Below are 14234 nucleotides of genomic sequence, written 5' to 3' on the forward strand. Positions count from 1 at the left end.
ATTACTCTCCTCCCTCATCTACCTTTAATGGATTTACGCCAAGCTCCAATGCCACTTTATTTATTTTTTCAAGAATGGAAGGGCTCATCGGGATGCCTTTAACTTTGCGTTCCTCCGCCGTCTGGCTTGATCTTTCCCCAGGCAAGTAAATCCTTTGGTATCCTTCGGCAAGCTCTGCGCCAAGCACCATTCCGATCAATTGTTCCATTTTTTTGTTCACTTGCTCTATTCCGAAGGGTGAAATATCAATGGCGAACATAAAGGCTCCTACACCGGACGGACTTAGTGTTTTATCAAACATGCTGTGAAGATTCGTTCCTACGTTTGCTCCGGTAAGGACGCCCGAAAAAATTTCGGCAAATAATGCGAGTCCGTAGCCTTTTGGTCCGCCAACCGGAAGTTGAGAGCCCTCTAAAGCTTCTTTAGGGCTTGTCGTCGGCTTGCCGTTTTTATCAAGCGCCCATCCTTCCGGTATCGTTTCCCCCCGTTCAGCAGCAAGCAATATTTTTCCCTTGGCCACAACCGATGTAGCCATATCGACAACGATGACCTTACCATCCGGGGCTGGCGCGCCGAAACTGATAGGATTCGTGCCTAAAATAGGCTCGCTTCCACCCCATGGAGGCATATTGGGCGGTGAATTGGTCGTTACAAAACCGATGAGCCCCGCACGTGCCAGCATTCTTGCGTAGTATGAGCACGTTCCGATATGGTTCGTATTTTTGATTCCTGCCGCACCGACAAAATGCGTTTTGGCATGGGCAATCACCTCATTTACCGCCATGTAAGCGGCTGTCTGCCCCCATCCGTTATTACCGTTAACCAGTGAAACCGCTCCTTTTTGCCACTCCAGCGCCGGCTTTCCGGAAGCCTCCAGCACACCTTCACGAGCTATTCGGATGTAGGGAGGAATTCTTAACGCACCATGGGTTTCAAGGCCATGAAGATCGGCATCAATAAGCGCATCTGAAGTAATTTCGGCTTCTTCCGACGGGGTTCCGACAGCCTTAAGAAGGCTTGCATAAAAATCTCTTAAGACTTGAGCCTTGATGATCATATGCGGCCTCCTACGAAATCCGGTAACGGTTAATGATGTCTTCATTGATTGTAAAACCGAGCCCAGGGCCTTCAGGAACGCTGACATACCCTTTATGATGTACTACGGGTTCATGGACCAGGTGATCTCTAAACGGATTTTCGGTTTGCTCATATTCCATCCACATGGGTACAGGACGCCACGTATGAGGAGCTGGAGGCAGGGCTGCCATCACATGCAGCGCCGCATGCAAGCCTACGGCCGAACCCCATACATGCGGGATCACGCTAATCCCGAACGCCTCGGCAATGTGAGCTATTTTCTTGGTCTCCGTTATGCCTCCGGCGCAGCAAACGTCAGGCTGAATAATATCCATGGCGCGTTTTTCGATAATTTCTTTAAATGCATAACGGGTAAATGCATTTTCTCCTCCCGCCAACGGAATGCAAAGCTTGCTTCGAAGATCGCTATAGGCACTTAAGTCGTGCGGGGAAACCGGCTCTTCAAACCAGGCCAGACCCATTTGCTCAAACTCTTTTCCAAGAAAAAGAGCATTCGTGAGATTATAGCCGTGATTGGCATCGACCATGAGTTCAACTTCTTCACTAAGTGCCTGACGTACCCGTTCGACACGTTTGATCTCTTCCCTCGGAGGAAGGGCAATTTTCATTTTGACGCCGGTAAAGCCTTGCTCTTGATAAGCTAGCGCTTCTTCAATCGATGGGGTTGTAAAGTCGCCTTCCTCCGACATGAAGTATAATCCTGTAGCATAGGCCCGGAAGCTTTTACGGTGTGCTCCGCCCAAAAGCTCATATACCGGACGATTCAGCGCTTTGCCTATAATATCCCAGAGTGCAATATCGATTGCGCTGATTCCGGCAACACCAAATCCCTGCGGATCGTAATCCTCTACCCGCTGATACATTTTCTCCCATAATATATCGGTATCGAATGGATTGCCCCCCATCACGGTCGGCGCCAACAATGTATCGACAACCGATTTGGTAATCTCGGCGGGACCATAGGCTTCACCCCATCCTTCGATGCCTTCGTCCGTGGTGACTTTGACCAGCATGGCGTTTTTGGTCTTATACCACCAACCCCTGGCCGAAGTAAAAGGCTTATCCATCTTGGTCCGCAGAATATAGGTTGACACGCCTGTAATTTTCATTTTCGTACCTCCATTAGTGTAATCACGGTTTATCCACAGGTAAAAAGCATATAAATTCCCTTTATTATCCATATTTCGCATAAAAAAATACCCTTCGTCTGCATTTCACCCCCTTCAGTTATTACACCTAAGAAATTCAGCAAGCCAGGATTATTGTGATGTATGTATGTCGAAAACCGCTTAAAATAAAGCGGTTTCATTTTCTTGTGTCGGCTGTCTTTTACCTGAGTAAAAGGTTTAATGAAGCTTAAACCTTTTACTCGTTATTTTCTTGTTGAACCAAACGGATGATTTTATGATAGACATCGATGGTATGGTCCCTCATTAATTTCTCTACTAAGTCCGCATTTTTTTCGTTGAGCGCATCGACAATTTCTTTGTGTTCCCGAATGGAGTTTTCAATATCCTGCAAGCTGCTGAAAAAAGACGGATATCGTGTAGAGAAATCCCATAATTCACTGATCATTGTAAATAGACGCTGATTATTCGCATGCTGATATATAAAATCATGAAAGGCGCGATTAAACTCCCCGTACCCTTGTAAATTTTGATTATGCAAAAATTCCTTTGAATCTTCTATCATTTGATCTAGTGTTTTAATATGTGAATTCGACAAATGATCCACTGCCAGCCGTGATGCCAGGCTTTCCAGGTTGATTCTAATTTCAAAAATCTGGCGAATATCGTCTTCCGACATGCTGCTTACGGTCGCACCCGAGTGCGGTGTTATGGACACATACCCTTCATGTGCAAGGGCTTGGATCGCTTCTCTTACAGGGATCTCGCTTACGTTAAATTGTTTAGCCAAATTTGAAATAATTAATCTTGTTCCAGGACGGATGACTCCTTTGATGATTTCATTCTGTAAACTTAAATACACTTTTTCCTTTTTTGTTCTGTAGGTTTGGGCCATTGTACTCTCCTCATTGCGTTTTAACATCTCTCATACATCATATATAATTATTCAAATCATATATTATCACAAAACTTAATATATCATATATTTATTTTCGTAACAATATATATTTTTTATGAATTATATATTATTTTAAAAGCAATGCTCCAACGCCAAAGAAGCAGAACCGTCAACCCTCTGATTCTGCTTCTTTGTGTACAGGCTTCCCTATTCGGTCAACCGCAAAAATTCCTCCACATCGGCGATGGAGAGATCCATGGCCTGCTGCCAGAAGTCAGGCTTGCGCAGATCCACGCCAAGGTGCTTATGCGCCAGCTCTTCGACCGTCATGCGTCCGGTATCACGGAGCAGCGCAACATATTGATCCTCAAAAGCGGCTCCGCGGCGGAGCGCTTCCGCATACAAGCCGGTGCTGAACATATAACCGAACGTGTAAGGGAAATTGTAGAACGGCACTTCCGTAATGTAGAAATGCAGCTTCGAAGCCCAGAAGTGCGGGTGATACTGGTCCAGCGCTTCCCTGAATGCCGTTTTTTGCGCAGAGAGCATCAGCTCGTTCAGGCGTTCCGTGCTGACCAGCCCCTTGCGCCGTTCTTCATAGAACGCGGTTTCGAAAAGAAAGCGCGCATGAATGTTCATATAAAATGCGACGGATCGCTGAATCTTGTCTTCAAGCAAGGTCAGCCGAGCTTCTTCCGTCTGGGCCGCTTTTACCGCTGCGTCGGATACGACCATCTCCGCAAAGGTAGACGCCGTCTCGGCCACATTCATGGCGTACTCTTGGGCCAACGCAGGCAAATCGTTCATGACATGCTGATGATAGCCGTGACCCAGCTCATGGGCCAGCGTCGACACGTTAGAGGCCGTGCCCGCGTAAGTCATAAAAATGCGCGTCTGCTCACTCAGCGGGAAAGAGGTGCAAAATCCTCCGGGCCTTTTGCCCGGGCGGTCCTCCGCTTCAATCCATCCGTTCTCGAACGCCTGGACGGCAAAGTCGGCCATCTTCGGGCTAAAGCGGCGGAACTGCTCGACAATCAGCTTTGCTCCTTCGTCATAGCTATAATGGATGCTTCCCTGACCGACCGGCGCGTCGACATCGTGCCAGCTCAGCTTCTGTAAACCAAACAGCTTCGCTTTCCGTTCCAGGTAGCGGACAAAAACGTCTTTGCCGCCCTCGATGACCCCCCACATCGTATCGAGCGTATCTTTGGACATCCGGTTTATAGCCAGAGGCTCTTTATGGATCGAGTCCCATCCGCGGCGCTCATACAGTTTGATCCGGAAGCCCCCCAGATGGTTAAGCGCGTCGGCGCAGTAATCGTCATGCTCCGCCCACGTCTTCTCCCAGCTATGAAACAGCCTCTCCCTGATGGACCGGTCCGGGCTGTGCATCTTATTGGCGGCTTGACCTGCAGAAAGCTCCGTTACCGTACCGTTCTCCTCAAACGGAACCCGAAGCTTGCTGACGGTCGTATTGTACAGCTCGCCCCAGCCGTGATATCCGTCGACGGCCAAATCGTTGACCAACGCTTCCTGCTCCGGCGGAAGCTTCTCCGCCGCCAAAGCTCTGCGTTCCTCAAGCGGGTAGGCAATATCCTGAAGCTCCGGGCGCTGCAGCAGCGCTTTCCACGTATCGCTCCCGAGCTTGGTCAACAGGTCGTCAAACCGTGTACTGGCAGAAGCATACGCTGCGCCGATGGTTCTGACCTTCCCCCCCAGAATAACCGCCTGCTTGTCGTCCTGATTTTCCGCCGCCAAACAGGCCGTGAATGAATCCGCCTCACGAATTTTAAGCAGCGCCGTTTGCAGCAGTCCGATCACAGGCAGCAGGGATTCCGCCGAACGCGATACATAGTCAGCGGCAAGCTCGCCGAGCGCCTTCTCCAGAGATGCAATATCCTCGCCAAGCCCTTCCAAAAACTGCGCAAAAGCCTGAGAATGGCTTCCTCCCTCAAAAAAACGATTCAAGTCCCACGTTTGTGGCAATGGACTCCGCATGGGGTAACACCGCACCTTTCGTTTCATATGTATACCATTTCATTAAACCATAATTCAGGCTCAAGCCCAAATGTACGGACGCCCTATTTTGCACTCTATTTTTCGGTTGAATTGTAGGCCTCTAATATGATTAAATGGAGTCTGAAGATCATTAGACTGGAGGGTGCCGCTGTATGAGACCACTTCCCATTTCTCCGGAGACTGCCCAGAGACTGGCCAAGGAACTGAACGTTCCGCTGGAACATTTAATGCATATGCCCCAGCACATTTTGATGCAAAAGCTGGCCGAGCTGGCCAAGCAAAAAACGGACGAATCCGCCGCCAAGAACGATACACCGGGTAACGGCGATTCGGCCTCGGAGTAACGAATGATTCCTTTTGCCCATACCTGGCCATATGATCGGATCGGACAAGACATATACGTACAAAGCTGCCCCTTCTGCCAAGCCGCCAATGTGCTGCTGAAACTCAAGCCCAAAGACCTCTCAGATCTGCGCGCTGGGGTAAAAAAACTGCTTGTCTTCCCGTGCTGCCGAAACAAATTGACTCTGGTCGATGCCGACCAAGATTACCTGCTAGCGGACCGCCCGCTTCGCCGAAACGGCTAATCCGGCATTCCCGCTTTTATGACGGGGAGATAAGAAATGTATTCCATACCGCTCATCAACGCATGTACGTTAATTGCACTTAGCTACATCGCTCTGAAGCTGCGCAATATGCTGATTATCGAACGGTTTGAAGCTTGGGTCGTCCCCCTGCTTACGGGAGCAGCCAGCATCGTCATGATGCTGCTGCCGTTCCCCGAGAATTCTCTTCTTGGCGATCTGAGATATGCCCCCATTATTATGGCAGGGCTTCGTTTCGGTTTTGGCACTTCCCTTTTATCCACCCTGCTTCCGACAGCCTATATGTTTGTTTACGAAGAAACCGATTGGATGCTGCAAGCGCTGCAGCTGCTGCTGCCTGCTGTCATCAGCCCGCTTTATCACCGCCAGGAGTATGATACCGGTTACAGTCCCATTCGTTTTGCCGACGGCTGGAGCATCTGCGGCCTGCTTACCGCCGGTCATCTCCTCATCAACCTGCAGCATCATGATCCTCTTTGGGGGGGCTTTTGGGCTGCCCACTTGTTTATGTTTGCCGTATCCGTATTTGCCGTTACCGTACTGGTATACATGTTCAACGACGAAAACAAAAATTGGATGCTGCAGCGGCGTTTGGAATTGGAGGTGAGACAGGATCATCTCACGCGCTTGCCCAATTTGCGCGGGTTTATGGACATCGCAAAGCGCACTGTACGCGGAAGACGGATCTCCATCCTGATGATCGATATCGATAATTTCAAACAGTGTAACGATACCTACGGACACCTTTTGGGGGACGAGCTGCTGAGGGAAGTAGGACAGCTGCTGAGAACGATCATTCAGGAGCAGGATTATGTCGCAAGATACGGAGGTGAGGAATTTATCATTGTAAGCCACACGACGGATGAGCAGCAGTTAGCCCGCTACGCCGCCCGATTGTGCAAAGCAGTGGAAGAACGCCGTTTCCATGGCAAGGAGCATATCAAAACGACGATTTCGATTGGCATAACTGTCTCCAGAAGGCCCAGCGCCGACCTGCGCACAATGATTGAGGAGGCCGATGAAGCGCTCTACCACTCCAAGCAATCCGGCAAAAACTGCTATACCTTTTATCACCCTATCAGCACCATAAAACAAAAAGCTTAAGCTTCCGAGCGATAAGTCAGGCATCCGGCAAGCTTGAAGCTTTTATATTATCGTTCTCTGTTATGTTCCTTGAATTTCTTCGTCGTCAAACTCCACTTGCTCCGCCCGCATATCCTCCCGGGTAAGCACCCACTGCTCACGGCAGGCGCGAATCATAGCCGCATCCATGATGCTCTTGTCATTAATGACGCGGCCAAACCATTTTACAGCTTCCTTGTAATGCTTCAAACGCCGATTCAGTTCCCCCATCAAATACATTAATCTGGCGTTATTCATCTCTCCCGCTTCCGTCTCGAATGCACGGGTATATTCCTCCAACGCATATTGAAGGAAACGCTTCTCCTGCTCCTCATCGCCCTTCTCACGATACAGCCACGCGATGTGGTGCAGCAGCCCTGCGGTAACTCTCCCCTCCTCGCTCACGGTTTGAGCGCAAAGAAGGGCAAGCTTGAAGCTGTACAGGGCTTCGTTCCATGTTCGGTCACCGCCATAATCCTTGTAGCTCCATTGATCCGCCACCTTCTCCTTAAACGCCTTTTTCTGAACAAGCGTCAGCCGGTTTTTCGAGTTCTCTGTGCTCGCGAAGCCGCATTGAGGACATATTCGAACCACATAAAAATTCGGGTTGATGTCCTTATAACGTACGCCGAAATCCGTGTCCGTGCTTGCCACCTTCTTAAAGCTCGGACGAACGCGAGAGCTTTGAAAATTCGATTCACAGTGGGGACAGGCCACTTTCACTTGAAATAACGGTTCAATCATGGAAAAATACCCTTCCTTCAATTAACTTGAACTATTGATAAAATGATAAGCGGGACCCTTCAGCCTCTCGAGCACGGCCATCTGCAAATCCGGTTCCCATCCGGTTTCCAGAAGCGCTTTTTTCATACAGCTAAGCCAAGCCTCGGCCCGTTCGGGCGTAATGGGAAAGGGCATGTGCCTTGCCCGCATCATCGGATGACCATGCTCCGCTGAAAATAAAGGCGGTCCCCCGAAAAACTGCGTCAAAAACATATACTGCTTTTCCAGCACCGGAGTAATATCTTCCGGAAACAAAGGGGCTAACAATGGATGCTCCTGTACCTTCGGGTAGAACGCCTCCACCAGCTTCCGGATTCCTTCCGCCCCGCCCATCGCTTCGTAAAACTCAGACATTTACAGAGTCCTCCCTATCCATCCATGACTGCTTAATCCTTCACGGATGCGCCAAAATCACGGTAATTCAAATCAATGCAGCAAAAAGAGATGCTAATGCATAAGCCTTAGCATCTCTATATTGGCCAAAACCCTATACATATTGAAATGGGTACATGCTATGCATCCTCTTCACCGGAAGACATCAGCGATTCCCTTATGACGAAAACAAAAGCACATACGAGAAATCCAGCAATTACACCCGACATAAGGATCACTCCTATTCTCATATTGGTACTATTGTACCATAGGATGCCGTATAATTCAGCAACTATATCCGCTTTCTTGAACATTTCTGAAAATTCCATTTGGCCGGCGGGCATGTCTCCACCAACCCCTACATATATCAGAATGACAAGCTTTTTACTGAACAGGAGGTGGGTGCCGATGCGTCCACAATGCTCTCTAATGATCGCGGCGGCGCTGCTTGCCGCTGCGCTTGCCTGCATGATGCTGGCTTTTCCGACCGAATCCTTTCAGGCCTCGTTAAAGGGGGTATCCATCTGGTGGGATGTGCTGTTTCCGGCGCTGTTCCCTTTCTTCGTCATTTCCGAAATCATGCTGGGTGTCGGCATGGTTCATTTTTTCGGTACCCTTCTGGATCCGTTAATGCGGCCGTTGTTTCGTGTGCCGGGTATCGGCGGCTTTGTGTTGGCCATGGGCTTTGCCTCAGGTTATCCGATCGGAGCCCGTCTGACTTCCCAGCTGTGGGAACAGCAGCTGATTAACCGGGAGGAAGGCGAACGGCTGGTGGCCTTCACGACGTCGTCCGACCCGATCTTCCTCATTGGCGCCGTATCCGTCGGCTTCTTTCACAATCCGGCTCTGGCCCCCGTTCTGGCCGCCGCGCATTACGGCTCCGCCATCTTGGTCGGCCTGCTGATGCGATATCACGGCAAGTCTTCGCCGGAGAATAAAAAACAGACGGGCGCATGGAGTACGGTCACTGCTCATGAGAAATCCCAACATCATATTTTGCGCCGGGCTTTTGAAGCCATGCATCAAGCCAGGCTCAGGGACGGACGTTCTCTTGGCGTTATGCTGGAGCAAGCGGTCTATTCCGGTTTAAAGCTTATTTTTGTCGTCGGCGGCCTGGTCGTCTTTTTCTCTGTGGTCATGGAGGTGATGACTTCCTCTCATATCATGATCTTCTTTTATGCCGGAATCGACTCCATACTTCAATTATTCGGTATGCCTCTATCCCTTTCTCAAGCAGTAGCCAACGGTTTTTTCGAAGTGACTCTGGGAGCCAAATCCGCCGGTTCCGCAGAAAGCATACCGCTGATGTTTCAAACCGCCATCGCGGCATGGGTTTTATCTTGGGCAGGTCTTTCCGTTCACGCACAAATTGTCAGTATCCTGCATCATACCGACCTTCGTTACATACCTTTTATCGTTGCCCGGTTTATCCACGGCCTGCTGGCCGCCTCGCTTGTCATCATTCTCTGGAAGCCGTTGGGTCCAGACCAGGCCAACATCAGTGCTTATATCCCGATACCGGATGTTACTCGCCCGCTAACTACGCTGCTGCAGCACACGGTGCCTGCCGCGGCCTTGACGTTCACCTCGGTACTGGGCATCCTCCTTCTGCTGTCCGTCTGTTTCTTGATCGGAAAAAGAAGCATGAAGGGCATTTAATCATCGGAAATGACATGAAAAGCCCGAGCCGGGAAGGCTTGATCCTATGCAATTGCAAAAATTTTGGGTAGAGGTGAAACCATGCATACCAAGTTTCATTCGAGAAGGCTTGAGCTGCCTCCCGCCATCAATCGGTTAACGGAGCTGGCCTTCAATTTATGGTTCAGCTGGAATGACAATGCCAAAGCGCTGTTCTCTGCCATCGAGCCAAAGCTTTGGGAACAGTCCGGACACAATCCCGTGCGCTTGCTGCTGGAGCTCGAAAAATCCGTGCTCGAATCCACAGCACAAAATGATGATTTTCTGAAGCAGTACGAGACGGTGATGAAGCAATATGACGATTACTTCCAGACCAGGACATGGTTTGAGGAGCAATTCCCTGAGCATAAACACAAGGCCATCGCTTATTTATCAGCCGAATTCGGCATTCACGAGTCCCTTCCGATTTATTCAGGCGGACTCGGCATACTGGCAGGCGATCACTGCAAATCGGCCAGCGATCTCGGCATTCCGCTTGTAGGGGTCGGACTTTTATATAAAAAGGGGTATTTCACTCAAAAATTCGATTCCCAAGGCCGGCAGCTTGCCGAAAGTACGGTCTCCGATTTTGACAAGCTGCCGATCGTACCCGCCTTGGCGCCGGCGCCGTCCAATCCTTCCGGCGAACACGCGCAAGAAGAGCTCTATATCACTGTGCCCGTGGCTGACCGCATCGTACGTCTGAAAGTATGGCAGGTCCAGATAGGCCGGGTGCCTGTGTTTTTGCTTGATTCGGATTTGGAGGACAACAGCTCCTGGGACCGGGAACTGACCTCGCAATTGTACGGCGGCAACCAGGATGTTCGGATCGCACAGGAAATTCTGCTGGGCATTGGCGGCGTAAAGGCCTTGAGGGCTCTGGCGATCCCTGCGGTTATTTATCATATCAACGAAGGGCATGCCGCCTTTATGTCGTTTGAGAGACTAAGAGAAGGGCTGGATAGCGGGCTGCCGTTCCATGTTGCGCTCGAGGTCGTTCGCGCCAGCACCGTCTTTACGACGCATACTCCCGTTCCAGCCGGACATGACGCGTTTGCCTCGGCGATGCTGGAATATTACTTCAGCCGTTTGTTTTCGGACTATTCGGACGCCAAGACGGCTCTGACGGAACTCGGATGGGATGTACAAAAGCAATTATTCAACATGACCCATCTGGCTATGAACACCGCGGCTCTGCGCAACGGCGTCAGCAAGCTGCACGGCCATGTATCGCGCGATATGTTTCGTGCCTTTCACGGAAACATAGATGTGCACGAAGTGCCGATCGGGCATGTAACCAACGGCGTTCATCTCCATACCTGGCTCGCTCCCGAGCTTAAAGAACTCTACAGCCGTTATCTTCCTGGGCAATGGACGTCCTGCCAATCGAACAGGGAGGTATGGAACCCGATAGATGAAATCCCGGATGAGTCGCTGTGGTCGGTTCATCTGGGATTGAAAAAACGGTTGTTTGAACACGTGCGCTCCAACCTTTGCGAGCAGCTGCACAGAAACAGGATACCGACTGAGAACATAGAGAAGGTTCTTGGCTGCTTGTCTCCCGAAGCACTGACGATCGGATTCGCAAGACGCTTTGCCACCTACAAAAGGGCTACCCTGATCTTTACGGATTTGGACCGGCTGCACCGGCTTGTGAATCATCCGGACCGGCCTGTACAATTCCTGTTCGCGGGTAAAGCGCATCCGGCCGACCATCCCGGCCAAGAAATGATTCGTGAAATCTGCAGGATATCCCAGATGGAAGCGTTCCTCGGCAAGATTATTTTACTTGAAAACTACGATATGAACCTTGCGCGAAGCCTGGTTCAAGGCGTAGACGTCTGGCTCAATAATCCGCGCCGGCCGTATGAAGCAAGCGGTACCAGCGGCCAGAAGGCGGCGATGAACGGAGTCATCAATTTCAGTGTGCCGGATGGCTGGTGGGAGGAAGGATATGACGGCCATAACGGATGGAGCATCGGCGGTAATGATCACGCCGATCCTGCGAGTCAAGACCGGGATAACACGGAATCCATCTATCGGCTGCTGGAGCAGGAGATTGTGCCGCTTTATTACCATCAATCCCCCCTGCCTGAGCAGTGGATTGCCCGGATGAAGCGTTCCATCCGTACACTGGCTCCTGTGTACAATACGGACCGTATGGTGATGGATTACGTCAAAGAGACTTATATTCCTTCACTGAAGAGAACGCAGCTTTTTGTGGACAAAGACTATATGGAAGCGACCAAGGTGGCCGATTACAAGAAGTTCATTCACCGGAATTGGCATCATGTCCGAGTCCTTGAGGTGAACGACTCTCCCTCGCGGACCGTGAACACCTCTTCGGGCGCAGCATCCGCGGCTTTGCTCAAGGAAGTAACGGCCACGGTCCGATTCGGTCCCGTCTGGTATCAGGATACCGCTGTAGAGCTCATCCATTACGAAGAGAAGCAAGACGGCTGGCACCAGGTCGTTGTGCCTATGGAACCGGTTCGGCTGCTTAGTGACGGCGTTATGGTCTACCGGACGATGATTCCTTCGCATTTGCATCACGGTCCGCATTTCAGCATCCGCGTGCTTCCGGTCAGCGCAAACTTCGCCCGCCGCTTCGAGGTGCCGCTGGTTACCAAGTTTTAAAGCCAAAGGGGGCCTGCGCAGACGTTTTGGTAGAACGCCTGCGCAGGCCCCCTGTTCATTTGAACCACCCCTTGACTTTAAACCACCAAAACATGCCGAAGCCGATCGAGAACATAATGAATAGTATGGCAAAATATCCATAGCTCCAATCCAGTTCGGGCATATTGTGAAAGTTCATCCCGTAAATTCCGGCAATAAACGTAAGCGGCATGAAAATGGTGGTAATAACGGTCAACGTTTTCATAATGATGTTCATCCGGTAGGAGTTGATGGAAATTACGCTGTCCCTGATATCCGATGTCAGATCACGGTTGGCTTCCACCATATCGGACAGCTTCAGCAGATGATCGTGAATATCTTGGAAATAGGCGGCGTGCGGCTTCACGCCCTCGATTCTTTCCGAATAAATGATCCGATAGAGCAAATCGCGCATCGGAAAAATCGTTTTTCTCAGCTTCAGCAAATCCGATCGGATTTCAAACACCCTGTCCATTAATTTTTCAGACCATACCCCCCGCGAGCTGTCTTCCAGTTCGTTCAGGCTGTCTTCGATATGATATACACTAGGAAAATATTGGTCTACGATTTTATCTATAATCATATGGGTAGCGTATACCGGCCCATTCTCCAAATATTTAGGATCCGACAGCAATTTATTGCGGAATTCCTTCAGTTCGGATTGAGGCTTGGAATGATACGTAACGATATAGTTTCGCCCCAGAAACAGGTCTACCTCGTCCGAATCCAAAGTCACAGGATTAATCGTATGCAGGACAAAAAAATGATGATCCTCATAGTGATCGAGTTTGGGTCTTTGCAGGAATTGCATGCAATCCTCGATCGCAAGCGGGTGAAAGTGGAAAAAAGTATCCAATAACGCAGCTTCCTCTTCCGAAGGACAATCGAAATCAACCCAGTACCAGCGGATTTCAGGGCTGTACAATCTTTCCAGCTCCAAGTCTTGCTCGATTGTAGATTTCTGAGTGACGGCAAACGTATGAATCATCGGGCGGCTCCTTTCACAGCTTTCATTCCATATCATAACATAATCGTTAGCGGACTCACACTCACACCGCGATCAGCTTCGGCCTTGGCATTGTGTTATTGTTCATTATTGATTATGATGTAGATACACAGATACAAAGGGGTGTCGGAAACCATTTTCCGGTAGGTGTCGCATATGCATTGGAACCAAGCTTTGGCATGCGGGACGGTCGTTACCCCTGCTTGCTGCCGCCTTATCATTGTCGGCGAAACCAAGGAAGGCATGCCCTTTTGCTATGAAGACAGCTTCACACTCGAGAAAGCGGACGGCGGGCAGATCACCGTCACTCTAGAAACGATGTCGATCCATCCCTTGGAGAAGCTGCATCACGTTTATTTTATTGAATTTTCATTCTTGAAGCAGGGTATTCTGTATTATGCCCTTATCGACTTACTCCATTTGGAAACCAAACGATGCCTCTGTACGTTGACGCTTACCGCTCCGCAGCTGCTCTTACAAGCCGAGCGGCGCCATTATAAGCGAACCGTACCGCAGGTGCGTACGCCGCTAACCTGTCGGATCTTAGGCGTGCGGGGCCAGACAGCACATCAAGGAAATGCATTTTTCACCGGGCAAATCCTGGATCTGTCTGCGGGCGGCGTGTCATTCATGACTTCAACCCGTGTGTTTTCCCCATTGGATTTAGAGCTGTCTTTTGTGTTTCCCGGACTTGCTCAGAAATTCACTCTCCATGCCGAAGTCATACGTGTCGCTCCTTTCGGTAGCGATGCATACCGGGTGGCCGCCCGGTTTAAACAAATGCCGGAAAGCATGGCCGGTTTGATTGAAGCGTATTGTACCGCTTCAGGCACTTGAGAATGACGAAGCGCACAGATATAGGAGGACAACCG

The 14234-nt window shown here is 50.2% G+C and carries 13 protein-coding genes; 6 read left to right on the forward strand and 7 right to left on the reverse strand.

Features of this window, described 5'->3' with window-relative positions; all coding sequences use genetic code 11:
- Position 1: 1 nt before the first annotated feature.
- The 4 genes from ACZYR9_RS17420 to ACZYR9_RS17435 all read right to left on the reverse strand — a co-directional run bounded on the left by ACZYR9_RS17420 (position 2) and on the right by ACZYR9_RS17435 (position 5121).
- A complete protein-coding gene (locus ACZYR9_RS17420) occupies positions 2 to 1057 on the reverse strand; it encodes an Ldh family oxidoreductase (RefSeq protein WP_488979764.1) in 1056 nt (351 codons plus the stop codon).
- A 10-nt stretch (positions 1058 to 1067) separates the two neighbouring features.
- Positions 1068 to 2207, reverse strand: coding sequence for a mandelate racemase/muconate lactonizing enzyme family protein (locus ACZYR9_RS17425; RefSeq protein ID WP_488979765.1), 1140 nt, complete (start codon positions 2205 to 2207; stop codon positions 1068 to 1070).
- A 256-nt stretch (positions 2208 to 2463) separates the two neighbouring features.
- Positions 2464 to 3120, reverse strand: a complete 657-nt coding sequence (locus tag ACZYR9_RS17430) for a GntR family transcriptional regulator (protein ID WP_488979766.1) — start codon at positions 3118 to 3120, stop codon at positions 2464 to 2466.
- Between the two features lie 210 nt (positions 3121 to 3330).
- Positions 3331 to 5121 (reverse strand): M3 family oligoendopeptidase, encoded by a 1791-nt coding sequence (locus tag ACZYR9_RS17435; RefSeq protein WP_488979767.1) that lies wholly within the window; start codon positions 5119 to 5121, stop codon positions 3331 to 3333.
- 173 nt (positions 5122 to 5294) lie between these two features.
- On the opposite strand from ACZYR9_RS17435, the gene ACZYR9_RS17440 reads away from it, so the two are divergent.
- Genes ACZYR9_RS17440 through ACZYR9_RS17450 form a run of 3 tightly spaced genes read left to right on the forward strand, consistent with a single transcriptional unit; the run spans position 5295 to position 6851 of the window.
- Positions 5295 to 5486 (forward strand): YycC family protein, encoded by a 192-nt coding sequence (locus tag ACZYR9_RS17440; RefSeq protein WP_488979768.1) that lies wholly within the window; start codon positions 5295 to 5297, stop codon positions 5484 to 5486.
- A gap of 3 nt (positions 5487 to 5489) precedes the next feature.
- The gene (locus tag ACZYR9_RS17445) at positions 5490 to 5729 is read left to right on the forward strand and encodes a hypothetical protein (RefSeq protein ID WP_488979769.1); all 240 of its coding nucleotides are present in this window, start codon (positions 5490 to 5492) and stop codon (positions 5727 to 5729) included.
- A 36-nt stretch (positions 5730 to 5765) separates the two neighbouring features.
- The gene (locus tag ACZYR9_RS17450) at positions 5766 to 6851 is read left to right on the forward strand and encodes a GGDEF domain-containing protein (protein ID WP_488979770.1); all 1086 of its coding nucleotides are present in this window, start codon (positions 5766 to 5768) and stop codon (positions 6849 to 6851) included.
- Positions 6852 to 6911: 60 nt separating this feature from the next.
- On the opposite strand, the gene ACZYR9_RS17455 is transcribed toward ACZYR9_RS17450, so the two are convergent.
- Entirely contained in the window at positions 6912 to 7613 is a 702-nt protein-coding gene (locus tag ACZYR9_RS17455; RefSeq protein ID WP_488979771.1) for a DUF2225 domain-containing protein, read from the reverse strand.
- Positions 7614 to 7634: 21 nt separating this feature from the next.
- Positions 7635 to 8006, reverse strand: coding sequence for a globin domain-containing protein (locus tag ACZYR9_RS17460; RefSeq protein ID WP_488979772.1), 372 nt, complete (start codon positions 8004 to 8006; stop codon positions 7635 to 7637).
- Positions 8007 to 8432: 426 nt separating this feature from the next.
- On the opposite strand from ACZYR9_RS17460, the gene ylbJ reads away from it, so the two are divergent.
- Together ylbJ and glgP are read left to right on the forward strand one after the other, a co-directional pair.
- On the forward strand, positions 8433 to 9683 hold the full coding sequence (gene ylbJ / locus ACZYR9_RS17465; RefSeq protein WP_488979773.1) for a sporulation integral membrane protein YlbJ: 1251 nt from the start codon (positions 8433 to 8435) through the stop codon (positions 9681 to 9683).
- A gap of 81 nt (positions 9684 to 9764) precedes the next feature.
- The gene (gene glgP / locus ACZYR9_RS17470) at positions 9765 to 12338 is read left to right on the forward strand and encodes an alpha-glucan family phosphorylase (protein WP_488979774.1); all 2574 of its coding nucleotides are present in this window, start codon (positions 9765 to 9767) and stop codon (positions 12336 to 12338) included.
- Between the two features lie 55 nt (positions 12339 to 12393).
- Here glgP and corA read toward each other — a convergent pair whose 3' ends face one another.
- Positions 12394 to 13344 carry a magnesium/cobalt transporter CorA gene (corA, locus tag ACZYR9_RS17475; protein WP_488979775.1) on the reverse strand — a complete coding sequence of 317 codons (951 nt, stop codon included), beginning with the start codon at positions 13342 to 13344 and terminating at the stop codon, positions 12394 to 12396.
- Between the two features lie 174 nt (positions 13345 to 13518).
- Between corA and ACZYR9_RS17480 the strand changes: the two genes are divergently transcribed.
- Positions 13519 to 14199, forward strand: coding sequence for a PilZ domain-containing protein (locus ACZYR9_RS17480; protein ID WP_488979776.1), 681 nt, complete (start codon positions 13519 to 13521; stop codon positions 14197 to 14199).
- Positions 14200 to 14234 lie beyond the last annotated feature (35 nt).

The organism is Paenibacillus sp. F024, assembly GCF_057814255.1.